The sequence below is a fragment of the Zobellia roscoffensis genome, from assembly GCF_015330165.1.
Lineage (GTDB): Bacteria > Bacteroidota > Bacteroidia > Flavobacteriales > Flavobacteriaceae > Zobellia > Zobellia roscoffensis.
The window spans coordinates 3,661,656-3,686,688 of the sequence record NZ_JADDXT010000002.1; the positions used below are offsets into that span (position 1 = coordinate 3,661,656).

General features: G+C 38.4%; 18 protein-coding genes. 7 read left to right on the top strand and 11 right to left on the bottom strand.

Annotated features, from left to right (window positions below; genetic code table 11):
* Positions 1–131 precede the first annotated feature (131 nt).
* Positions 132–1,436, bottom strand: a complete 1,305-nt coding sequence (locus IWC72_RS14705; RefSeq protein ID WP_194530289.1) for a RagB/SusD family nutrient uptake outer membrane protein — start codon at positions 1,434–1,436, stop codon at positions 132–134.
* A 10-nt stretch (positions 1,437–1,446) separates the two neighbouring features.
* Positions 1,447–4,536, bottom strand: coding sequence for a SusC/RagA family TonB-linked outer membrane protein (locus IWC72_RS14710; protein WP_194530290.1), 3,090 nt, complete (start codon positions 4,534–4,536; stop codon positions 1,447–1,449).
* A 198-nt stretch (positions 4,537–4,734) separates the two neighbouring features.
* Between IWC72_RS14710 and IWC72_RS14715 the strand changes: the two genes are divergently transcribed.
* Positions 4,735–5,490 carry a DeoR/GlpR family DNA-binding transcription regulator gene (locus IWC72_RS14715; RefSeq protein ID WP_194530291.1) on the top strand — a complete coding sequence of 252 codons (756 nt, stop codon included), beginning with the start codon at positions 4,735–4,737 and terminating at the stop codon, positions 5,488–5,490.
* A gap of 96 nt (positions 5,491–5,586) precedes the next feature.
* On the opposite strand, the gene IWC72_RS14720 is transcribed toward IWC72_RS14715, so the two are convergent.
* The 4 genes from IWC72_RS14720 to IWC72_RS14735 form a co-directional block, all read right to left on the bottom strand.
* On the bottom strand, positions 5,587–6,240 hold the full coding sequence (locus tag IWC72_RS14720) for an SCO family protein (RefSeq protein WP_226979579.1): 654 nt from the start codon (positions 6,238–6,240) through the stop codon (positions 5,587–5,589).
* Positions 6,221–7,951 carry a tetratricopeptide repeat protein gene (locus IWC72_RS14725; protein ID WP_194530292.1) on the bottom strand — a complete coding sequence of 577 codons (1,731 nt, stop codon included), beginning with the start codon at positions 7,949–7,951 and terminating at the stop codon, positions 6,221–6,223. Before IWC72_RS14725 ends, IWC72_RS14720 begins: the two co-directional genes overlap by 20 nt.
* 278 nt (positions 7,952–8,229) lie before the next feature.
* Complete coding sequence (locus IWC72_RS14730) at positions 8,230–9,585, bottom strand: hypothetical protein (protein WP_194530293.1); 1,356 nt, start codon at positions 9,583–9,585, stop codon at positions 8,230–8,232.
* A 282-nt stretch (positions 9,586–9,867) separates the two neighbouring features.
* On the bottom strand, positions 9,868–11,682 hold the full coding sequence (locus IWC72_RS14735) for a hypothetical protein (protein WP_194530294.1): 1,815 nt from the start codon (positions 11,680–11,682) through the stop codon (positions 9,868–9,870).
* Between the two features lie 420 nt (positions 11,683–12,102).
* On the opposite strand from IWC72_RS14735, the gene IWC72_RS14740 reads away from it, so the two are divergent.
* The 3 genes from IWC72_RS14740 to IWC72_RS14750 all read left to right on the top strand — a co-directional run bounded on the left by IWC72_RS14740 (position 12,103) and on the right by IWC72_RS14750 (position 16,468).
* Positions 12,103–12,864 (top strand): hypothetical protein, encoded by a 762-nt coding sequence (locus IWC72_RS14740; protein WP_194530295.1) that lies wholly within the window; start codon positions 12,103–12,105, stop codon positions 12,862–12,864.
* Between the two features lie 209 nt (positions 12,865–13,073).
* Positions 13,074–13,655 carry a tRNA-(ms[2]io[6]A)-hydroxylase gene (miaE, locus tag IWC72_RS14745; protein WP_194530296.1) on the top strand — a complete coding sequence of 194 codons (582 nt, stop codon included), beginning with the start codon at positions 13,074–13,076 and terminating at the stop codon, positions 13,653–13,655.
* 269 nt (positions 13,656–13,924) lie between these two features.
* A complete protein-coding gene (locus IWC72_RS14750; RefSeq protein WP_194530297.1) occupies positions 13,925–16,468 on the top strand; it encodes a TIR domain-containing protein in 2,544 nt (847 codons plus the stop codon).
* Between the two features lie 109 nt (positions 16,469–16,577).
* On the opposite strand, the gene mnmE is transcribed toward IWC72_RS14750, so the two are convergent.
* Positions 16,578–17,975, bottom strand: coding sequence for a tRNA uridine-5-carboxymethylaminomethyl(34) synthesis GTPase MnmE (mnmE, locus tag IWC72_RS14755; RefSeq protein WP_194530298.1), 1,398 nt, complete (start codon positions 17,973–17,975; stop codon positions 16,578–16,580).
* Positions 17,976–18,114: 139 nt separating this feature from the next.
* Here mnmE and IWC72_RS14760 point away from each other — a divergent pair, with 139 nt between their 5' ends.
* Entirely contained in the window at positions 18,115–18,567 is a 453-nt protein-coding gene (locus IWC72_RS14760; RefSeq protein WP_194526944.1) for a hypothetical protein, read from the top strand.
* A 126-nt stretch (positions 18,568–18,693) separates the two neighbouring features.
* Positions 18,694–19,059: a DUF4870 domain-containing protein gene (locus IWC72_RS14765; RefSeq protein WP_194530299.1), complete on the top strand. Its 366-nt coding sequence runs from the start codon at positions 18,694–18,696 to the stop codon at positions 19,057–19,059.
* A 74-nt stretch (positions 19,060–19,133) separates the two neighbouring features.
* Here the strand turns inward: IWC72_RS14765 and dnaN are convergent, their stop codons facing one another.
* The 4 genes from dnaN to IWC72_RS14785 all read right to left on the bottom strand — a co-directional run bounded on the left by dnaN (position 19,134) and on the right by IWC72_RS14785 (position 23,769).
* The gene (dnaN, locus tag IWC72_RS14770) at positions 19,134–20,252 is read right to left on the bottom strand and encodes a DNA polymerase III subunit beta (protein ID WP_194530300.1); all 1,119 of its coding nucleotides are present in this window, start codon (positions 20,250–20,252) and stop codon (positions 19,134–19,136) included.
* Between the two features lie 130 nt (positions 20,253–20,382).
* Positions 20,383–22,047: a gliding motility-associated ABC transporter substrate-binding protein GldG gene (gldG, locus tag IWC72_RS14775; protein ID WP_194530301.1), complete on the bottom strand. Its 1,665-nt coding sequence runs from the start codon at positions 22,045–22,047 to the stop codon at positions 20,383–20,385.
* Positions 22,047–22,775, bottom strand: coding sequence for a gliding motility-associated ABC transporter permease subunit GldF (gene gldF, locus IWC72_RS14780; RefSeq protein WP_194530302.1), 729 nt, complete (start codon positions 22,773–22,775; stop codon positions 22,047–22,049). The genes gldG and gldF overlap by 1 nt, the downstream gene beginning before the upstream one ends.
* A 160-nt stretch (positions 22,776–22,935) precedes the next feature.
* A complete protein-coding gene (locus IWC72_RS14785; RefSeq protein ID WP_194526949.1) occupies positions 22,936–23,769 on the bottom strand; it encodes an SAM hydrolase/SAM-dependent halogenase family protein in 834 nt (277 codons plus the stop codon).
* A 290-nt stretch (positions 23,770–24,059) separates the two neighbouring features.
* On the opposite strand from IWC72_RS14785, the gene IWC72_RS14790 reads away from it, so the two are divergent.
* On the top strand, positions 24,060–25,013 hold the full coding sequence (locus IWC72_RS14790; protein WP_194530303.1) for a PhoH family protein: 954 nt from the start codon (positions 24,060–24,062) through the stop codon (positions 25,011–25,013).
* Positions 25,014–25,033 lie beyond the last annotated feature (20 nt).

A 25,033-nucleotide genomic window follows, 5' to 3' on the forward strand; every position in this document is an offset into this window, starting at 1 on the left:
TAGGCTTTAAGGTTTAATGAAGTGTATTGGTAAAAACTTTATCAATGAAACTTCATTTGTATTTGGAGTATAAACGAACCAAAAATAAGGGCAGCTGTTAAACTGCCCCGTTATGTTACAAGTGTTTGGAATTATAAAGCGGGGTTTGCAGGAGTATTGGTATTATTATCTCTTTCCGCATTGGGGTAAGGGTAATAGTTACGGTTTCTTTCTGCATTTGCATCCGCAGGTCCCGGTCTTTCAAACCTTCTATTGTCTTCTAAGGACAATCCTGTTAAATACAATTCCACTCTTCTGTTTTTATAGATTTCATCTAAAATATCGTCTTGGACAATAGGTCCTGAATACTCAGGAAGATTAGCGCCTAGGCCATAAATATCCGTTGTTGCTGTTTTCGTCAATACAGAATTTAGTTCGGTAACTGCATTCGTAAGGTCATTGGTTCTTGCGTATGCTTCTGCTTTGATCAAAAGAATTTCGCCCGGTAAATACACAGGGATTTCATCAAGATTATCGCTCCAAAAACCAACTACTTGGTAGTTAGGAGTTTCTGCTGCCAAATCATCTGCAGTAACATAGAAAGGTATACGTGCATCATTTTCATCAGGCAATAATTCCGAAGGCAGACCGAAAGTTAAATCTTTTGCCTGCGTTACGTTCTGTGAACCGAACCAAAATGCCAACGGGTTAGGAATGGAAGCATCGTAAACCCAAGTGGATTTAGCCGAAAGGTCCACTGCATTAGCGGCAGTTAGTGCTGCATCATAGTTACCGGCCATTAGATTGAATCTTGCCAACATAGCATTGACTGAGTTTTCCAGGTCTACTGAGGTAAAGATATCTGCGGTTGCAGTAGCATCCAGTCCTGCATCTATATATCCTTTGGCTTCGGTTAAATCTGCTATGGCATTTTGTAGTACGGTAGCTCGGTCTTCGAAAGTGGCATTTTCTATAATTTCTAGAGGAATACTTTCAAAAAACTGAATTAAGGTTCCGTGAGCCATAGCTCTATAGAAAAGACCATAAGCCTTTAAAGAACCCGAAGCAGAGGCGCTCTCACTTGCATCATCAGCGGCATCGATCACCGTAGTCGCCTCTTTTCGGGTTAACATTGCATTCGTCCACATGTTGATTAAAACTTCGTTTCCTCCGTTTACATCATCACCACCAAGCAAAATTTCGTTTTCACCTAGGTTACCAGGGTTCAACAGTCTCAATTCATCAGTATTCAATCCGGATATGTGCGTGTATGTATAAATTATACCTGCACGGTCCGAACTCCACCTTTGTTGAATCCCGTTTATCAACATTATTAAATTATCTGTGTTGTTCACTACATCTGGTTCAAGAGTAGAGTTGGGGTCTAAATATTCGGTATCACAAGATGATGCAACGATCACCAAAGCAATAGCCATTAGTTTTATTATGTTTTTCATATCAGTCTTTTTAGAAGTTTGCGCTTAGTGATAATGAGATGGTCATAGGAATTGGAACGTTACCGAAGTTTACGGATCGTAACAAGTTAGATTGCCCACCTGCGTTGGTCTCAGGATCGTAGCTGAAGAAATTATCAAAAGAAATCAAGTTTCTTCCTATTAAAGACAGCTTTACATTTTCTAATGTAGAATTGAAAAGTTCAGGAAATTCATATCCTAACGATACTTCACGAAGCTTTACAAAAGAACCGTCTTCCATTCTGAATTCTTCTATAGGGTAAACACCGGCAATGTATCCTCTTGGAAGTTCACCACTAAGTTCTTGTTCGGCCAATTGGCCAAGACCAACCCCTTGTCTAGTTCTTTTATCGGCATCAAAAACATCAAAACCTTGTACGGCTTCCCAAAGCATGCTGAACGAAAAGTTCTTGTAGGCAAGGTCTGTTCCTACGCCTAAAATATAATCAGGGTTAGGGTCACCGATAACTTTTCTTAAAACATCGCCAGTAGGTTGCCCGTTGGCATCGCGCATTGGTGTGTTTGTTGCTAAATCCCCTCTTTCCGGTTGTGGAACGCCAACAGGACTTCCATCCGTAGATGTACCTGTTAAAAGTAACTGCCCGTTATCATCTTTAGCATAGTAAGTACCATAGAAAACTCCTAAGGCTTCTCCTTCTTTAACTACTGGTGGGGCACCTGTTAAACTGGCAATGGTAATATCACCACCAATTGTTTGTAAGACCTTGTTCTTATTGCTACTGTAATTAAAGTTTAGATCCCAAGTAAGGTCGTCCGTTTTAATAGGAGTGATTCTAGCGTAAAGCTCAATACCGTTGTTACGCATAGTACCCACATTTTCCGTTCTTGAAGAACCGCCAACGGAAGGCGCAAGCACTCTACCCACGATTAAGTCTTCAATGTTCTGACGGTAGTAGGTGAACAATAAAGAAGCTCTATTATCAAAGAAACTTAAATCTGTACCTACTTCAAATTCTTTGGTACGTTCAGGTTTTAGACCTTCGTTGCCCAGTCTGTTGTTCTGCTGAAGAGTTGAAGAACCTAGGAAATCATTTGAACTATAGCTTCCGTATCTTTCATAGGGGCTAATGGCGGTTAGGTTACCTGCCTCACCATACGATGCTCTTAATCTTGCGGAGGTAAAGAAACCATCACTGTTCCAGAAAGGTTCGTTAGATAGCACATATGACCCGGAAACCTTTGGGTAAAAGTTAGAGCGTTCGTCTACATCAAAGTTTGTAGCGCCATCTATTCTTCCTGCCAAGGTCAAAAATAATTTGTTGTCCCAGGACAAGGTTTCTTGAAGAAAAAATCCGTAGATATCTAGATTGGTGTCAATGGGTTGAGTATACAAGGGAATGGTAGGCTCGTTGTTGGCATCTAGACCTCGTCCTTGCGTACCTTCAAAAGAAAGCTCACTAGATTGAAAACTATAGCCTGCAGTGGTAACTGAGTTTAATTTATCAGAGATATCTATATTGTAATTAGCGTTGATATCATAGTTCCAATTAAAAATTTTGGCTTCCGCATCGCCTAAATATCCATCATCAAAATAAGCTGGGTTAACATTGGCATACGGATATATAGGAATGCCGATATGGCCTTTTTGATTGTACGTGTCTACGCCAATAATCTGGTCTATCGTCAAGTTTTTGATAGGGTTGATTTTGAGGTGTAAATTAGGGATAAAGTGATTTACATTTTGCGTTATATCAAAAGACTCTATAATCGTTAGCGGATTGACACGTGTGTTTTCTACCGCCATTAAATTACCGTTTGCATCTCTTTGAGTGATATCAAAAGTGTTATTGGTAATGTTGATGGAGTTAATGGGACTCCAGAATACATTGCCATCAGGTTTTTCGTCAGATTGACTATTGGCATAATACAACCCAAGGTCATAAGAAATCCAATCGGCTATTTGATGTTTGAAATTCAATCGCGCTGAAAAGCGGTCAAATTGGGTGTTTTTAATAATACCCTCGTTGCTTAGGTACCCTACGGATGCCATATAGCTCATTTTTTCGTTTCCACCTTTTGCAGAAAAATACGTATCGCTACCAAACCCGGTCTGAAAAATTTCGTCCTGGTAATCGTAACGCGTAGTTTCGAATTTATTGGCAGATAGATTTCTATAAGTAGTCAAGGCATTACCATCATTGGGGTCAAAACCGAAAATAGGCCAAAGTCTACCGGAAAGCGCACTATTAGGTACCGTTTCAAACTCTTCTCCGCGTAAGTTCAAATCTAATTTTTTACGAATTGTACTTACATTAAAAGTCGACTTTACGAAAAACTCTGGACCGTCTTCGTAATTACCCCCTTTTTTGGTGGTAATCACCACAACACCGTTAGATGCTCGTGAACCATATATGGCAGCAGCGGCAGCACCGTTCAAAATATTGACGTTTTCGATATCGTTAGGGTTAATGTCTACCATTCTGTTTTGACCAGGAGAAGCATCACCACTATCAACATTTAGGTTGGTAACGTTGGTGGTCAGGTTGCTGGTAATTACCCCATCAACAACATAAAGGGGCTCAGAAGATCCTTTAATAGTACTTGGTCCTCTTAAACGTATGGAAAAACCACCGGCAGGATCACCAGAATTTTGTGTAATCTGGGCACCGGGTACTTTGCCTTGTAAGGAAGACGTAATATTTACTGGGGCCGCTTTCACCAATTCTACCGATTTAACCGTAGTAATGGCATTACCCAGTTTTTTTCTGGATTGCGTAATGGAAGAACCTACAAGAATTACTTCGTCTAGGGCATTTGCATCTTCAAGAAGGGTTACATTAACCACTTGGTCAGCACCGGTTAAAGCTACTTCTGCGGTTTTATAACCAATATAGCTAATGGTTAAAATTTTGTCAGTAGCATCGCTTACTTGTATGCTGAAATTTCCGTCAAAATCTGACGTTCCTCCCGTGGTAGTGCCTTTTAGTAAAATACTTGCACCAGGCAGTGGAAATCCGTCATCGGCAACGACTGTTCCCGAGATTGCAGTTGATTGTGCAAACGAGCTGAGCGAGAAAAATACTAGCAAGAGCACAGAGAGCACGTAATTCGTTTTTGTCATAATAGAGTCTTTAGCTTGTTGTTTGACCAAACTTAGAAGAATATTCTATTATTTGCAATTTATTATTGCAAAAAAACAGCAAAACAGAAGTGTTTATGGCATTTTAATAAAAAGTGCGTATAAAATGCAGTATTTTGTTGCAAACTATGCGATTTAATTCTTAATTTGATATTATTGTGTAAACAAAACCATTAGCAATTGAAGAAAAGTAACAGACATCAGGTCATATTAGAGGAGGTACATTTGCACAATAGGGTACTTCTGACTGACTTGGCCGGAATTTTAGATGTATCTATGGATACCGTCAGAAGAGACGTAAAAGAGCTGGATAAATTAGGTAAGCTACGAAAGGTGCACGGCGGTGCTATATCAAACGGATTTAATATATATACTGACCGGTCGGGCGAAATCTTTCAACAAGACAGCAAAGTTAATATTGCCCGCAAAGGTATATCCTTATTAAAGGATGGTGATGTTATTCTTATTAGCGGAGGTTCTACCAATCTTGAATTGGCAAAATTGATACCAGCCAAAATGAACCTTACCTTTTTTACACCTAGTTTGCCCATGGCCATTGAATTGGTTAATAATATGACCGCACGCCATGAAGTTTATCTCATAGGAGGGAAGTTATCCAAAGAATCGCAACTGGTTACAGGTGGTGGTTCTATTAACAGCCTGGCGGACATTACCGTGGATATTTGTTTTTTAGGAACCGGATACATTGACTATACAAGAGGCATAACAGAAGCAGATTGGGAAATTGCACAAATGAAAAGTGCCATGATCAAGGCTTCAAAACGTTTGGTAGCCCTTACCATCAGTAAAAAATTAAATACAGTAAACCGTTATAAAATTTGTGATATAGGTACTTTAGATGCTTTAATAACCGAGCTTGAACCAAACGCAGAACTGTTGGCTCCCTATAGAGATAATGGGGTAGAGTTGATCTAAGAAATGGAAAACAACACTAAATGATAGTCAAGGTTTTTGGGTAGCGGTATTACGGAGTTTCACTTTGTAAAGTTTTAATATTGGTTATCAATTGGGTTAAATGGTTCGTATTGGTGCCATCATAAACACCTCTAATTCTCTTTTTTTATCGATTAAAATAAAATTAGGGGTGTGTATGAAATCTTGAAAACCTCCATCGCCTTGGTCAACGGCGGCAAAAAAGCTTTTACGTGCCAGATTATAAATTTGTTTTTTGTTTCCCGTGGTAATATGCCATTTCGTATCTATGGCACTATGCCTTTCACTGTACTTCTTTAAAACGGATACACTATCCAGTGCTGGCGTTACGGACATGGAGAGGAGCATTACATCATCCTCGTTCAGGAATTCATCTTGCAATTTTTTCATGTTGTTGGCCATTAACGGGCAGATGGTGGGACAACGTGTAAAGAAGAAATCGGCTACGTAGATTTTGTTTCTATAATTTTCTTGGGTAACTATTTCATTGTTTTGGTTGATCAAGTGAAAATTGGCTATCGTGTGTTTTTTCAAACTTCCCTGAACGGAAGTATCAACTAATTTTGCATTAAAATCCGTTGCATTATAAATAGGTAAGTTGGTACTATAAGAAAGTAGAACGTACAACAAAATACTCGCTGATAGAGTGAAAAATAGGATAGTAGGTAGCGGATATTTTAACTTGCCAAACAGGTTCATTACGGATGTGGACTTATAAAACTGAAGTTTCAATTTTTATATCGGCGTGCTCCCAAGCTTTATCAAATTCAGCTTTGATAGCCTTGGCCTCTTCTGATTTGTTTTGAAATTGTAATGCTTGGTAAAGTCCCATTAAGGACCATCCGTTCTGTCTTAGGACATCTAAATCTTCTTTAAATATCGTTTTGGCTTTATCATATTGCTTTGCTTTTAAAAGCACTGCGCCTAAATTTTGTCGAGTAGGGATATGCCAAGCAGCAGGCTCGGTATAAGTAAGACCGTCTTCTAGTTCTACTGCTTTTTCCAAATGCATAATGGCTTGATCGTGATTACCTTTTGAGGCTTCCAATTCCCCCGCCACCACTTCGTAAGCTATATGGGCCGAACGGATAGACGCATTATTTGCCGTTGCAACAAGGGTTTCCAGTTCAGGGTCTTTTCTGATGGATTCCAATGCCTCTAGTTCCTCTTGGGCTTTTTTTAGGTTACCCTTTCTTATAAAAGCAATGCCCCTGGCGTAATGGCGAATAAGATTAAGATGCTTAATTTCCGAATCCGGGGCAGGGATGGTCAAAATTTGGTTCCATTTTCCAAATCGGGTATAGGCCAATAGGGGCGTAGCGGCAAAATCCTGTAGAAAAGGCAGCTCCTTTAGTTCGCCCACCGGAACCTTTTCGGCAGTTTTTTTTGCTGCATCTATAGCAATTTCACTAGCACCCAAAAGACTTGCGGAAGACCACAAAAAGTGAATGTTGTGCGGATAATACGCTAAGGGGTAAAGCCCCTGCGAAAAGCATTGAGCAATATAATCTTCATCTGCGGCAATAGCGGTTTGATTTGTTTTTACGGCATCTAAATATCTTCCCACTCTAATATAGATATGGGAAGGCATATGAACAATATGGCCTGCACCGGGCATGAGGGAAGCCAATTTGTCCGCACTTTTTACGCCCATATCCGGATGCGGTAATTCTACCATGTGTATATAGTAATGGTGTCCGCCAGGGTTTTCGGGTTCAAGTTCCATAGCCTTTTCCAAGGCCGTTTTTGCTGCTTTGATATTCGGGCCTGGGTTTCCGTTCTTGTCCCAATAGTTCCACCGTGTCGTATTCATGGCCGACTGTGCAAAGAGAATTAGAATATTGGCATCGTTCGGATACTGGACGACCACTTTTTCCATTTCCTTAAAATAGGCAAGGTCCAGAAGGTCCGGGTCCATGTCAAGGTCTGTACTGTATCTGGCGTTCAATGCTTTTATTAAAGCTTGTTCTTTTTTATTTGCGGTTGGTGTCAGCTTATTGGCCATGACCAATGCTTCGTTAATTTTGGTTTTTCGTTGTTCGTCCGGTAAGGGGTCGTTAATATTTGGGCCAAGGGCATACGCTTGCCCCCAGTACGCCATGGCCGATTTGGAATCCAATCTGGAGGCTTCCAAAAAAGACCGGTGGGCTTCTGCATGGTTAAAGGCGTAGGACAGCTTTATGCCCTGGTCAAAGAATTGCTGAGCGCGCTCATTTTCTGTAGCTATCGGAAAATGAAGATTTCCCAAGTTATTGAACAATGGCGAAATCTGTTTGGTGGTATCAACTCCGTTTAACATAAATTTTGCTGGAGTGCATTTTATAAAACTAAAGGACGCTTTTTGATACTCGTTTATTTGGTCCGAGTTGGCATCCTTATATAAAAAATATATCGTTAGTAAGAATAGTACAGTAATCCAAGGTAGTGGAAGTTTTGCTTTCATAGCGCCTTTCTATTAGTTCTTAATAATAAGAGGGGGAGGCAGATGATAAGCCAATGGAGTTCAAGTTCTGTAATTGATAGAAAATAGCATAGACTTATAATCCTGTCTAAATTAGGAAGTAATAAAAGTAATCAATGCGGTTTTGTACAAAAGGGCCATTATCCTGTTCACTTTACTGGTATTTCTGTATAAATGGAGTCTATAGCAACTCAAACGGACGCTTATGTAAAGCGTCCGTTTAAGTTATTTAAATTTTTAGGCTGATAGAAACAAGAAAGTTACGGTTGGTAAGAAGGTAATTCAACCACATAAGATTCAACGGATTTGCCGTCTTCACTTCCGCTCCAATCCGAACCAAAAAGCACGCGTGTTCCCGATGGACTTATTACAGCATGAGGTTCGCCCCAATAATCAAATTCATCTTCATCAGCTCTGTGGTGGCCAATTCTATATACTTCTACATTTCCAGGTTCAATTCTGGCGATAACCAATTCTTGATCTAAAAGTTTTTGCCCGTCTTCTTCAAAGCCGATCATAGAAGCAGCAATCCATCCCGGATTTTTATGTGCTACGGCAGAAATATGTGTACCGCTCTTTGGGTAATCATATCCTAAATCTTCAGAAATTACAGGTAAACAATCGCCTGTGTTCAAATCATAAGCAACAATATTCCCTAAACATCCACCACGAGGGCCGCCATTGAAACTTACGGAATAATCTACATCTGTACCATTGGCCATTTTACCCAAACAAGAATGTTCTGGTTTTTGTTTGTTTAGTCTAGCCACAAAATTACCATTGGCGTCATATGACGAGACATTATGATAGAATAAATCACCACTTGGGGCAGGCATAGCCGCCGCGTAGTTTACATCATCAATATTAAAAGTGGTCAACTCTTTAGTTGATAGTTTATAAGAGTATGCCGTATTGTTCTCACAACGGAAGCCTATTACATCTGAGTCCCATGATGGCATCTGAACATCATTACCCATACTAAGACTACCATCACAACCGGTTAGTTCTCTTAAATTTGCCAAAACCTCCTTGTTGCCAGATGACACGGTGTATTTGATGTAATCATCCGTTCTTTTGTCAAGGTAGTAAAGAATGTCCGCTTCATTAAAATCCCAAAACAATTGTTCTATATCATCTGGTAGAACATCATCCAGGTTTCTAATAAAAGCATAAGTTTTACCATCCAATAATTGATGCACACCATTGGTCTGGTCGTACAGAATCATTCGGGTTTCGTCGGCATTCCAAGCTTGTACGGTGCTGTACATAGGTTTTGTAACGGTACCGTCGCCACCATTGGAAATTCTTCGGATTATAGTTCCGAAAGAAGGGTCTACAACGGTTTCTAAATACCCGGGTTTTGCCACATCTTGCATGGGGTGCGGCTCTAAGTCGTTAGCCGTTAATTCTGTGGCAACATCAACTGAATTTTCGTTTTCACTGGTTGGGTTTTCTTCGGTGACATCCTCTTCTTCCTCAGTGTTCTCTTCTTGCGGAGTTTCAGATTCCTGTTCTTCGGAATCGTCTTTAGGGATTAAGATTAAGTTGTCGCTAGTACAGCTTAGGATGCTGAAACCAACACAAAAAAATAACAGGTACATTTTCACTTTGTTCATAAGATTTTAATTTCGGGGTTTAAAAATGTACGCATGAAATATAGGTTATGGTTTTTATAGGGTTGATTTTTAACAGATTGCGGGCTGTTTTAAACCTTGGCTTAAGTGAGGTTTAAGTGTTTTGGTGGGGCTGGATGTTTAGTAAAGAACAGGGCTAAGGTTTGTATGAAGAAAAAATGTTTCACTTTTTCTCGATTTAAAATATCTTAAAATGACATATAGGAATTTTCCTGATTATGAAACCCAAGAGCGGTTTAAAACGCTACCTCCATAGCACCGAAATTATGTAGCTATAGTCACCTCAAAAGCATCGATTTCTTGCATTAGTAAAGATAGAGAAGTATGAGACTGTTTTAACTGTTCCATCGCATGGTTGTAATTGGGGCATGCTTGCTCTTTTTTCGCTTCAAATAGGTTTTTGTAATACGCAATGCCCTCTCTTAAATTACTGCTGAAGTTGAGTAGTTGCTTTCTGCGTTTAGCGGTAGGTATCATTTTAAATTCCGAAATCTGCTCCTTAAAATAATCCATGTAGATATGAAGTTCTTTAATAAACATGTTTGGGCGATTGGGATGTGACATTACATTTGCCCTGCCATAGATATGATCTATCATTTCTTTTAGTGTAGAAACTTTTGAAAAGTAGGCCATATTAGGCCCCGGACAAACGGAAACGCCCTCGCCTTCAATTTTTGTATCTAGATTATAGGCAAGCAGAGCCGATGTTCCCAAACCTACGCAGGTACAGGATTTCTCCGTAATCTTATGAAAATGGTAATCATATTCAGCCTGGGATAGATTTTTACTTTTTAGTTCTTTTAGTTTATGGTTCTGGTATTGTCTTGAAGCGGTACAAAGTCCCTTTTCGTTAAAATCTTTGTTGAGTGCTACAAACTTTTTGGGGCATGGACTTCCTGGTCTTCCATTGGCAATACGTTCCGCTTTCTCAACGTCTTTGGTGTTCCCTTTTAAACTGTGAAAAGGAATGCCCAATGGCGAAATATTGCTTAAATACAGGTCTTCTTCCTTGGCTTTTGCCAAATTTTTCAAAGTATCTTGGTCTACCGTGGTGGCTTCAGGCACCAAAAGAAAAGCGGAACCCCATCCTACGGAGTCCACTTGGTATTCGTCCAACAGAAATTGATGTTCCGCCGCCGTGCCAACACCTCCTTGTGCGGTTATTTTTAAGGGTAAGGGGCGGTTGGGAACAGAACGTCCTTTTAATTGCAGTGAGCTCACCAAGAGGTCAAAGACCGTATCTATCAATTCTTGTTTATTTTCTTTAAACTGGTCTAAAATAGGCCCCATTAAATAACCATCCGTAGCAAATGCATGTCCGCCGCAATTGAGTCCGGATTCTATACGGTATTCGGAAACCCAGATGCCTTTTTTTGCCAAGAACTTTCCCTGGATCAAAGCCGAGCGATAATCACTTACTTTAAGAACGATTTTCTTTTTCAAGTTGCCGGTGGCGTCCGGATAAAAATCATCAAACTGTTCCAAATAGCTGTATAACCTAGGGTTCATACCTGCGGAAAGGATGACGGAAGAATTTAGTTTGCTCTGTGCATATCCGCGTAGCGCAGCATGGGCATCATTAAATTCGGAGCTTAGTTTCTGTTTTTTAATGTAATTGTCCTTATCCACCTTCGTCATAATATTCACATCAATACTCCCCATGGGCATATGCTGTTTTACCCATTCTTTAATTTCGGAAAAGTTAAAAGTGTGTTCCGATAGTTGGATAAATTCGCTTTTAAATGTGGACGCATCCGGTAACATATTAAAATACGCCCGAATACTATCTGCCGTTTCGGTGGTTGAATTTTTAAAATCCTCGAACTTCTCTTGGGCCAGGTCGTGAATCATGTCTAAATAGGAGCTGATCCGTTTTGCCCTAAAATCTTCCTGCTTGTCCGCGATTTCCATGTAGGGTAGATTGTGTTTTCCAGAGTACATCTTCCGTAGCTTTTCTAAAAGAATGTCATCTACTAAAGAGACAACTGAATCAATCCCGTATTGTGAAACCTTTAACGGAGTATCAATAGTAAAGCCAATACCCATAACTGGAATGTGAAAGGAATGTGCGTGCGCCATAAAATATTTTTTGTAATGATGTAACCCAAATAGACCTTCTTGTTCATGGGTTTAAATTTTAGCTCACAAAAATGAGGCGTCTACAACATCTAAAATATGATTTTGGTCAGGTTATGGGTGTATTGTATAATTTACTTGTGAATATTAGGGTATTCAGTTGATTTTTAGGAGAGAGGTCTTGATGTAATGCGTGGTTGTCGTATAAGGTAAACAGTTGGATGTAAGTAACGAAAATTCCTACAATTTAATTAATGACTACAAACGATTATACTTAAAATATTAAGTAAAAATTTGCAGAGATCCCATAGCGCTTGACTTGAGCAAAATTATTACGGAAACCTGTAAAAAATAGAGTGCAATATTTTTAAAATAGAGCTGTTACGTATAGACCAAATAAATAAATAAAATCCAAACTTACCTATGAAACGAATTAACTACCTACTATTAATGTCATCCCTAGCAGTTGTGAATTTTAGCTGTGACAAATCTACATCGGATGAATTTGAAGATGTAAATGGGAATATAGAAACCAAACTTATAAGTTCTATAGATGTAACCTCTGCTGAAGATTCAGATGAGGATACTAAGATATTATTTTCATATAATGCCGATTTTCGATTGACCTCTATTTTTGATGGTACTGAAACTACAAATTTCGTTTATGAGAATGGTAATTTAAGTGATGTGACCGGTCAGGGTGATAATGGAAATGTAGAGGAGCTATATGATTCTCCTTATGATGCTTTTGAAACAGGCCATGTTGAAGAATATGATGATAACGGAAACCCGTCCGTAATAAAGTTTGTTGAGTACAATTATGATTATATGACAGGCGAAGAAGAAATGGTGTATTACACGGCAGAAATCTCTTATGACGATAAGCCAAACCCATTTTACAAGACAACTGAGGCTGCCGGTATGATCGATGTAATGGACAAAGTGCAACTGAATTTTGCCGTAGCGCCACAACCACAAGAGATCTTGAAAGCAAAAGCATTGTTCCCTAACAACAACCCATCTCAAGTAGTGTACAAAAATGAGGAAGGAGAAATAGAGTATACAATTAACATGTCCTATACTTATGATGGCGATTACCCAACGACAGCAACAGTTTCTTCGGTTTCCGCAGATGGTGGCGATAGCGAAACTTACTTGACCACATTTACGTATGTAGGTGAATAAGAATAATAATATTTTTAAGTGATAGAAAGCAGCCTACGGGCTGCTTTTTTTGTTTCTGGTTCAATGAGCAAAAATCTTGTGTTCAGCAAGCTAACAAATATAGAGGATAGGGGAGTTTGGGGTATAAATGAGGCACGCTACAATGGTTTCATTTGTTTAAATGGTGATTTTTCACTTTATGATACCTAGTTTTACCAAAAAAACTGCCCATGCTTCATTTAAAATTAGCTACTGATCCACGTTGGGTTAATATTGTTGAAAAAAACTTAGAGGAAATACTAACGGATCATGCATGGTGTGAACAAAAATCGGCTACTAACGCCATTACCATAATTACACTCAATTCTGAATATCCGGATTTAGTTACGGACTTGCTTTTATTGGCGCAAGAAGAATTAGTACATTTTCAAATGGTACATGATATCATTAAAAAACGAGGATATACGTTAGGGAGAGAACGTAAAGATAGCTATGTTAACGAACTTTACAAGTTCATGAACAAAGGAGGAAGTAGAATTAAATCTATGGTGGACAGGCTTTTGTTTTCGGCCATGATTGAAGCCAGAAGCTGCGAGCGCTTTAAACTACTCTCGCAAGAAATAAAAGACCCTGAACTTTCTAAATTCTATCACGATTTAATGATTAGCGAAGCGGGTCATTACACTACTTTTATTGGCTTTGCACGTAAATACGGTCAAAATGTAGATGTAGACAAACGTTGGCAAGAGTTAGTAGCTTTTGAAGCAGAAGTAATTAAAAACTACGGAAAGGGTGAATCTATACATGGGTAAAAAAGGCGGTAACCCAAAATAATAAAAAAAGATTATTGATGATAGGTTTGAAGATTCTATCTAACAAAGTTTTATCGACCAAAATTTGCATAAAATAGTTCTTTGTATTACACTATAGGTAAACTTTACAAAACGTGAAATAATTTATTGATTAGTACCATTTTAGATAATATTTATCACTAATTTTAGCGGCTAAGGAAGAACAAAACTAAAAGTAGTTTATGCCTTAGGTTATAATAAGATTTTACGTACAGTTACTTCTTTATAAAATGATTTTAACAAAAAATATCTTCGCGATTTATGCCGGCCAAGATAGAGATGTGTTACAGTCCCTTTTACTTCATTTACAATCCATACAAAAGGACTTCAACATTGCTATATGGAGCGATGTTGCTATTGATGACAGGCAGCGATTGGAGCCACAAAACGTATCACGATTAGATCGTACAGATGTGTTTCTGCTTTTACTCAGCCATACTTTTATGAATTCTGAATTTATCAAACAAGATGAATTTAAAATAGTCATAGACCAATATAAAGAGGGCAAGGCAACTATAATTCCCATACTTCTGGATGATTGTCAATGGGACGTTGAATTTACTTTTGATCATTACAATTTTAATTTTAGGGAACTGCAGGTTTTTCAGAAAGATACAAATGCAATTAGCGACTGGAACCCAACGGACAGGGTGTTCATGCAAGTGGCCTATTACATGATGGGCTTACTTAGTTCATCTGCAAAAAAGAGAGCTATAGAAGACCCTGTACATACGGATGAGCAGAAAATGCTGAATGTAGAAAGAGAAGGTCAAATAGCAATTGATTTTTTTAGCGAGACGGTCGTTGACAATAAAGCTGAGAGTGAAAGAATATATGAGGATGCTGAAGTAAAAAAGAGTGTTGAAGAAGAGAATAAACTACGCGAAGAGACCGAAGCCAAAGAACAGATTAGGAAGGAAAAATGGTTAAAGGAGAAAGCGGAAAACCAATTAAGAATAGAGAAAGAGGCCGAGGCTAGGAGAGCAGTAGTTCAAGAAGAAATCCGCGAAAGAGAATTTATAAAAGCCCGTATAGCAATAGGGCAGAAAAGACAGGAGCAAGTAACCGAATCACTAAGAGAGCCGGCTTGGGAACAAGGATTAGGTGAAACTGTTACGACAGAAAGAATAAGTAATAGAAAGAACAGTCTTGCAAAATATAACTATCGATTCAATAACAAGAATACGATAGAGGCTCGAAGCATAGTTCCCGAAAGAAAGCGGGTTATTGAAGAACCAAAAATTCAACTGGTAGTAGAGGAGGAAATTAGCGAGAAAATAATAAATCCCGTTAGAGAGACGCAACGGGAAAAAGAACTAGAGGAAACAGTAGCGGTAGAGGAAACAGCCACTAGAAAAACTGATCTTGCAAAATATAATTATCGCTTTGATAATAAGAGAGAGATAGAGGTTTTAAAAGTTGAAATAGAAAAGTCTGGCAAAGAAGAACCAAAGACCCAAGTAGCGGTAGGGAGGGAAAAACGCCGTACGCTGCTCAAAGTCTTAGAAGAAACGGAATGGAAAAAGAAGCTCGGTGAAAGAGTTGCCTCATTGAAAGCAGTTGCAAAAGAAAGCATTTCAAAATGTAAGCATCTGTTAGATGTAAAAATAGAAGCATGGGGCAAAAAAGTTGCTCCAGAAGAAAGCTCGGGTAAAGAAGAACTAAAGACCCAAATAGCGGTAGACAGGAAAAAACGGCCTACAGTACTTAAAGCCTTCGAAGCAACGCAATGGAAAAAGAAATTTGGCGAAAGAGTTATATCGTTGAAAATATCTGCGAAAGAAAGCCTGTCAAAATATAAGTATCTGTTAGATAGTAAATTATATGCAAAGGCCAAAAGAGTTGTTTCAGAAGAAAAATTGGACAGTGAGGGAGACTCAAAAAATCAAACAACTATAAAAAATAGAAGAGGAGTTGCAATACTCAAAACTTTACAAGAGTTTGAATGGGATAAGAAATTGCATGAAAGGTTTGCTACCTTTAAAAGAGTGACTAAAAATTATTCCTCAACAATACAAGGCTTTACGGTCAAAAGTGTGGTGTTGGTTAATCAATTCCTAGGAAAGGTTAAAAAGAACATAATATCAAACAAAAAAAGAAAGGTTCGCTCTGAGATTTTGATCGGAGCTGTTGTAGTTTTGGGCATATTAACCTACCTATTTGTAGGAGGTTCTGAGAAACAATCATTTTCGGTATCTGAAATTGAGGATGTAAAAGAAGTTTCTGATGCTAGTGTTTCACCTGAAAGTAATAAAGAGAATCGAACGGGGGCTAGCTTAAAACAAGGGGATTCTGAAAAGCAACCAGCTTCTATTGATAAAAACAGGGATGTAAAAGAAGTTTCTGATGCTAGTGTCGCAACTAAAAATAACCAAGAGAATCGGGCAGGAGCTATCTTGAAACTAAGTGTCGGTGATATGCATAATGAGGGTATAATTTTCACCATTGACCCATCTAGTAACACCGGAAAAATAGCATATTTGGAAGATATGGGCCCCATGGCATGGAAAGACGCTATGAATATTCACAAACAATTAGGTGAAGGCTGGCGGTTACCCGAGCTAGATGAATTACGTCTCCTTTATAAAACTATTGGGCAGGGTGCAGATAACAAGGGTAAATTTGTAGCTGAGTTGTATTGGAGCGCCACACCTTTTGATAAGCATCAAGCACGTCTTGTAAAATTCAGCGATGGTAATGCCTCATATCACTATAACAGCTCAGGAACACATCGAAAATTTCTAGTGCGTGCTATTAAAGACGTCAAGTTGTAGTTAGGGAGTGAAGCAGCGGGGAAGAACGGGTTGACCCTGCAGAATATTAGTGGGATTCGATCCCTATGTCTTATGAAGTCGATTGGACACTTTCGAATTTAATTAAAATCTACTTCCCGATACAAAAGTTAGCAAAAATATTCCCTAACAACTCGTCATTCGTCACTTGCCCTGTGATTTCCCCTAGGTGGTAGAGCGCTTCACGAACGTCAATCGCCATGAGGTCGCTAGAGAGGTCTTCTTCCATGCCAAATTGTACTTTTTCAATTTCTTCCAAAGCATTTAGTAGGGAATTGTAGTGGCGTGTATTGGTTACAATAGTTTCGTTATTACGAAGAGCGCCAGTATTGACGAATTCTAAAAGGCTGTTTTGCAATTCTTCTACACCTTCGCCTGTTTTTGCAGATAGGTATTTAACGGTTTCCAAGTGTTGGGCAATAGCTTCTTTATCTGAATTAGAAAGCGTGTCAGATTTATTAACTAATAACACTAGGGGTTTCAGCGGGTTCTGATTCTTTATTTTTTCAAAATCAATAACAACATTTTTCAACTTTTGGTCATCGGCTAAAAGCTTGGAACCATCAACTAATAATAGAACGACTTGAGCTTGTTCAATTTTTTCGAATGTACGTTTAATACCCATGCCTTCCACAACATCTTCGGTCTCACGAATTCCTGCGGTGTCTATAAACCGAAAACCGATTCCGCCAATGGCTATTTCATCTTCGATGGTGTCCCGAGTTGTACCGGCTATATCCGATACTAGGGCACGCTCTTCATTTAAAAATGCGTTGAGCAACGTAGATTTTCCAACATTAGGTTCGCCCACGATAGCAACGGGAATTCCATTTTTTATTACGTTTCCAACGGCAAAGGAATCGATTAGACTTTTCAGTACTTTTTGAATCCGCGTTAAAAGTTCTTTAAACTGGGTGCGGTCTGCAAATTCAACATCTTCTTCGGAAAAATCGAGTTCAAGTTCTATGAGTGACGCAAAGTTCAAAAGTTCCGTTCGTAAACTTTTAATTTCATTGCTAAACCCACCACGCATTTGTTGCATGGCAATTTGGTGGCTTGCTGCATTATCACTGGCAATAAGGTCGGCAACAGCTTCGGCCTGACTTAAGTCCATTTTGCCATTTAAGAAGGCTCTTAGTGTAAATTCCCCGGCATCTGCGGTCCTGCAGCCATTCCTAAGGAATAATTGAATTATCTGCTGCTGTATATATGGGGAGCCATGGCAGGATATCTCAACTACATTTTCTCCGGTGTACGAATTTGGACCTTTAAAAATGGAAACTAAAACTTCGTCCAGAATCTTATTATCTTCTGTAATGTGACCTAAACTAATAGTATGGCTCTTCTTTTTTCTTAAATCTTTACCATAGGCAGATTTGAAAAAAGTAGCGGTAATGTCTATTGCGGTTTCTCCTGAAATACGAATGACGGCAATTGCTCCAGCACCCGAAGGGGTTGCCAATGCTATAATATTATCGTTTGGGACCATTAAAAAGTTTTTGCAAAAATAGGGAAAAACAAGTAGATGCTAGTTTCATTTTAGGCTTCAAAAATAAATGACGCTAATGTTTATGAATTAAGGAAAATAATTACCTTCGCCCTCCATTAACTATTAAAACTATATTATTATGAACATGCGAGTATTGACATTTTTGGTGTTTCTAGTTGGAGTTTCAACTTTTTCATTTGCACAGGAAGACGGCGGGGTTCAATTGGATTCTATCTCTCAGGTTGAGCAGGCTGAACGTGAGGCCAAGGAAATTAGAAAACAAATAGAAGCAGCCGAAAAGGAGGCAAAAGCAGCTGAAAAAGAAGCGAAAGCAGCAAAAAAAGCACAAAAGAAATCTGAAAAGGCTCAAAAGAAATACGAAAAGCTAACCAGTCAAATCAATTCTATAAAAAAGGGATTGGAAAAAGATGAAAAGAAGGTGGCTAAAATCAGTGACAAAATGGAGGTTGATAAAATTAAGGGAAGGCTTTCTCCTAATGATGTTGCTAAAATTGAAAAGAAATTGAGCAAGCTAAAAATAAGTATGAATAAGAACCAGGAAAAGTTGATTAAGCTGGAAAGAAAGCTGTAAACAATTTAGAAGATTATATTTAAAATCCCGTAAAAATAGGTTTTTACGGGATTTTTTTGTTTTTGAAATTGTAACATTTCTGTTTGTTGGTCGTCATGTATATAGAACCCCTAAAACAATCAAAAAATGGAAATCATCAATCAAAGTAAATCTCTTGAACACAACAATCAATTATTAGTAATCGCACATTTATCGCAATTCTTAACTTATATAACCGGTTTTGGTGGTCTTGTGGTTCCTTTGCTGCTATGGCTTACCTCTAAAGATTCCGTTGTGGGTATGGATGAGCATGGTAAGGCTATTGTAAATTTTCAGTTAACTGTATTACTCGGTACTATTATTAGCGTTCCTGCCATATTACTTTTGGGCCTAGGTATTTTAAGTTTAATATTTGTAGGTATTGTAGCGTTCATAATCCCTATAGTAAATGCAGTGAGAGCAAGTAATGGTGAAAAGCCTAGTACATTTATGGCTATACCGTTCATTTCATAATTAAAAATCATCACAAAAAAAGTAAAAGCCCCAAGAAGTAATTCTTGGGGCTTTTTTATAAAGTATATGTGGGCCTAGCTATTCAGCATAACTGGCATTACAAGCATAGTTACGTTTTCACCTTCATCCAGACCGTCAATAGGAGTAAGGATACCTGCTCTGTTCGGTAAGCTCATTTCTAAAGAAACATCATCAGAAGTAAGGTTGTTCAGCATTTCTGTTAAGAACCGAGAGTTGAAGCCAATTTGCATATCGTCTCCCTGATAAGAACAAGTTAAGCGTTCTTCCGCTTTGTTGCTGTAATCAATATCCTCGGCAGAAATATTCAGTTCTGCGCCAGCAATTTTAAGTCGTATCTGGTGGGTAGTTTTATTAGAGAAAATAGCCACCCTTTTCACCGAACTCAAAAATTGATTTCTGGCGATAGAAAGTACATTTGGGTTTTCTTTGGGAATTACGGCTTCGTAATTTGGATATTTTCCATCAATCAGACGACAAATAAGCTCTGTATTTTCAAAACTGAATTTAGCGTTACTGTCATTGTATTCAATAACTACATCAGACTCACTTCCTCCTAATATTCCTTTTAAAAGAGTTAAAGGTTTTTTAGGCATAATGAATTCCGCAACCTGTGAAGCCGTAACATCCGTTCTTTGGTATTTTACCAATTTATGAGCATCTGTTGCAACAAAAGTTAAATTCTCCGTAGAGAACTGAAAGAACACACCGCTCATTACCGGTCTTAGGTCATCATTACCGGCGGCAAATATCGTTTTGTCAATCGCAGTAGCTAAAATGTCTCCAAGAAGGGTAGTGGAACTAGGGTTGGCCAGTTCAACAGCTTTTGGGAATTCAGCACCGTCAGCATATGCTAATGCATATTTACCGTGATTAGAGCTTATTTCTACGGTGTTATTGTCTTCTACAACAAAAGTTAGCGGTTGTTCAGGAAAAGTCTTTAGCGTCTCCAACAACAAACGAGCGGGAACGGCAATGGTTCCTTGGTTGTCTGAATCAACATCTAATACCGAGCTCATTGTAGTTTCAAGATCAGAAGCGGAGACCGTTAATTTGTTGTTATCTAGATCGAATAAAAAATTGTCTAGAATAGGTAAGGTGTTGCTGTTATTGATAACACCGCCTAAAACTTGTAACTGCTTTAAGAGATAGGTACTGGATACTATGAATTTCATAGGAGAATCGTTATTTCAATTTGTGGTATATAGTGTCTAATATGTCTCGATATTGATACAAGCTTCGAAAAACCTGAATGAAACAAAGATATTTGAAATGCATTTTTTACCGAAACAAACTTATTAACATCTAGGCCCCGTATTTACGCCTTCTAAAATAGCCAAAAATTGCTCCAAAAAGAAGTGTCAACCCCACGGGAAGGCCAATATTTATTAGTTGCCATTTAGTTTTTTGGTCTGTCATCTTTTGGGCATCCAGAAAGGGTACCGCAACTTTTTTATTTCTAATGTTTATAAGTCCTTTTTCGTCTAAAAGGAAATTCAACGCATTTATTAAAAATTCTTTATTGCCGTAATAGTTGTTTGTCCATTTATCATAGCCTAATTCTAACGGCCGGTTGTTCCGTATTTGATTCCGGATAATATCGCCATCGGAAACCACCAACATTTGGTTCTTTTCACCTTTGTCCAAAGCCCCTTTTAAAGTAATTGGTTTGATTCTATTTGCGAAGGCCGAGGTAAATTTTCCCGATACCAGAACGGCCAGCGGATTATTTCCTTTGTTGTACAGCTCTTTTTTGGGAGGTGTGTTAATAAGGTCTAGGCTAATTTGTTTTGGTGTGCCGTCCAATTTAGATAAGGGTGAGCTTGATAGAAGTACCGTTTTTGTATAGGTATTGGCCAAAGTGTCTATAGAATTGGCAAATTGAAAGCGAATAGCTTCTAGGTTATTGTTGATCGGATGGTCATTTTTTGAAAAAACCATAGGATTGTAATACCATGGCACGGGATTGTATTCGGAAGCGTTACCTTCGCCCGAAGCTAGGACAATTTGGGTAAAATACATGTCGTTTACCAAATTGGGATTCACTCGAACGCCATATTTAAAAAAGAAATCATTTAGGTTTAAGTCCCTTGGTAATGCCATGGCAGAACCATTTTCGTTGAAAAGGCTGTCCAGTTCCATATCTACCTGATCAATGAGCCACATAGATTTTCCTCCGCTCACTATATATTGGTCCAACACATATTTCTCGGCATCCGTGAACGGCTCTGTGGGCTTGGCTATTAGGGCCAAATCGTAGTTTTTAAGCTGGTCTAGTGTGTTTTGAGGATTGGTAGCTACCGAATCTAAAGTAATGGCACCAATATTATAGTAGTCTTTTATGGAGGTCAAGAAATCCGCTAAGTGAATGTCATCTAACTCACCATTACCTTTTAATACGGCAATCTGTTTCTTTTCAGTTATACTTATTTTAGCAAAAGCATCCGTAAAGGCATATTCTAAATGTTGAACGGAATTGTTGACTCGTTCTTCGGTGGTAGCACCCAGTTTGTTTTTTAACAGGGGAACCTTAACGGTCTTATTGTTGTAGTTGACCATGGCCCATGGAAAAACAATTTCCTGAGAAGTCTTGCCATTTTCTTCAACTGTAATTTGAGCGGGAGTCAGTCCTAATGCTTGCAAATCCGTAATTGTGCCATCAATTTGTGAGGCGTCCTCCAACGGATTTATAAAACTGAATTTTATATTACTGTTCTTGGATGCAAATTCCTCCAGTAGCTGGCGCGTCTCGGTCTGTAGTTTTATGAATTCAGGAGGAAGATTTCCATCTAAAATCACATCAACAATAACAGGTTGGTCAAAAGATTCAACAGTTTGTAGGGCTTCTTCGGACAAGGTGTACCTGTGGTCTTCCGTAAGGTCAAAGCGCGTATACACCCAACCGGAAATAAAATTCAAAACGATTAGAATCGCTAAGGCGGAAACTATAGAAATTAAACTTTTTTTCATCACCGGTTCGTATTTTTAAGTTGTACAACGGTTAGAAAAAGAAAGAGAATAGTCAAACTGATAAAATAAATTAAATCTCGTGTATCTAAAATACCTCTTGCTATACTATCAAAATGATGTTTCATCCCTAACTTCTCAATAAAGACTAAAGTTTCTCCCTCAAAAATAGTAGCAAGAGCTTCAAATCCGTAATAAAAAAGAAAGCATAGAATTAAACCAACTATAAAAGCGACAATCTGATTTTCTGATAAAGTTGAAGCCAATAAACCTATTGCCGTATAACAACTCATTAAAAATAAGGTGCCAAAATAAGAGCCTAGAACCAGTCCGGTATCTAAGTTGCCTATTGTGGTGCCCAATTGAGAAATCGTATATACATAAAGCAGCGTGGGTACAAGAGCTATAAGTCCTAAAGCGAAAGTTCCGAAGAACTTTCCAAGAACCGTTTCCCAAATTGAAATGGGTTTAATAAAAAGCAGCTCTAAAGTCCCTAATTTTTTTTCTTCAGAGAAACTTTTCATGGTTATAGCGGGTATCAGAAAAAGAAATACCCAAGGCGCTAGGAGAAAAAAGTTACTTAGATCGGCAAAGCCGTAATCGAAAATATTAAAAGGGCCTTTGAATACCCAAAGGAACAATCCGTTCAGTACAAGAAAAAGCCCGATGACCAAATACCCTATGGGCGATGTAAAGAACGATTGTATTTCACGTTTAAAAATGGCAAGCATATACGGCTTTAGATTTTGAACGCCCCAGTTGACAAGGAGCAAAATACATTCGGTTTATGGTTATTTTTAAAACATACTTAAAAGTATAATCCCAAATTTATAAACAATTATAAATTAAACGAACATTTGTTAAATACAATCCAAGTCGTTTTTTAATCTGTTATGAGAAGGTAATGGTAATGGTGTCCCTAAAATCAAGACCAAGCAGGGTAGAGGCTCCGCCAACTGTATTCAGGTCACTTTTATAAATAGCAAGCTGAATGTAATTGGCGCTATTAAAGAGTGCTAACCGGTCTCCAGCACCTTTACGCTGACTTTTCTCAAGGTCAAAGTTAATGATGTCGCTGTACTTATTATGAATCTTGGTAAACTTGGTGGTGCGTGCGGTAATCTCAAAATCCCTTCCCTTACGGTAGGCTTCAAAAAAGTTCCTGCTGATATTGGTTACCACGTTTCCATAATTATCAATATATACAACGCTACCAATTATTTTACTTCCATTATCCGTAACAGTGGGTGAGAACTCTCTTAAATCTTTAAGCTGGTCAAATGATCTTCCTACCACCTCTAAAGTGCCGCCACGAGCTATATGGCAGGCAACCTGAACGAACACGTCCAATACGGGAAAAGAACCGTGACTAGGGTTGGGAATATTTAATTCCACTACCTTTTCGGGTTTTATTTCGCTGGTAATAAGACCAATAACTCCGTTGTTGGCACTTATGAAATAATGGCCATTTACCAATACTGCCACATGCTGGTTCTCTGGAGTGGGTTCTGAGTCCACCCCAACAATGTGTATAGTGCCCTCGGGAAAATGCTTGTATGAATTTTCTAGGATATAGGCACATTCTTGAATGTTAAACGGACTTATGTTATGGGAGATATCAACTATTCTGGCATCGTTAAGTTCTTTATATATGGTTCCCTTAAGGGTGCCTACAAAATAGTCTTTAAGACCAAAATCTGTGGTTAGCGTTATAATCGGATTCATAAATTACTTTCATTTACATCAGGAAAAACAGGTTTTTTGTTAAATCGGAATAAACGACCAATGAAGCGTGAAACCGTAATTACCACGCTAAACCTGTGTAGAAAGGAGTGCAGGATGCTATTTGAGAGTAAAAGAATATGATTATTTAAGTTCGCTATCATACAGTAATGTTGATATGTTTTAGTTAGGCAAACTGAAATTTTCGTTAAGTTTGTTAAACAAAATTATAACAAAAAAATAGCCAAGCGAAATATTATGTTCACAGGCTTTCATTTTAACACCTCTGTTTTTTGAACGAACTTATATTAGAACTTACCGAGATAAGCCCAAGGGAATTTTTTGGGCAACAAAATGAAAATATTGACTTGCTTAAAAAGTATTTTCCAAAGTTGAAAATAGTAGCTAGGGGAAGCAAAATAAAAGTCTACGGCGATGAAGAACTCCTTGAGGAATTTGAACGGCGTTTTGATATGCTTACGGTGCACTTTGGCAAATACAATAAACTGGACGAAAATATAATCGAAAGGGTACTTACCAGTAATACGTCTTCAGATTATGAATCGCCCGCAAATAGTGACGAAACATTGGTGCACGGTGTTAATGGTAGGCTTATAAAGCCACAAACCGTAAACCAGCGAAAGTTAGTTGATGCGGCCAAGAAAAACGATATGGTTTTTGCCATAGGGCCTGCGGGTACCGGCAAAACCTATACGGGGGTTGCACTTGCTGTTAAAGCGCTGAAAGAAAAGCAGGTAAGGCGTATTATCTTAACTAGACCTGCAGTAGAGGCTGGTGAGAATCTTGGCTTTTTACCGGGAGATTTAAAAGAAAAATTAGACCCGTATATGCAACCTTTGTATGACGGGCTAAGAGATATGATTCCTGCTGAAAAATTGGCACATTTAATAGAGAACGACATCATACAAATTGCACCTTTGGCTTTTATGCGTGGACGTACGTTGGATAATGCTTTTGTTATTTTAGACGAGGCACAGAATACCACACATGCGCAGATGAAAATGTTTCTTACCCGTATGGGGAAAAATGCCAAATTCTTAATTACGGGAGACCCTGGTCAGATAGATTTACCAAGAAGGGTAATTTCAGGTCTTAAGGAAGCGCTTTTGATTCTTAAGAACACCCAAGGTATTGAAATCGTTTATCTAGATGATAAAGATGTTATCCGTCATAAACTTGTGAAAAAAGTTATTGATGCCTACAAGAATATAGAGCACCAGAATTAATAGCAACCTTTCTTTTACAT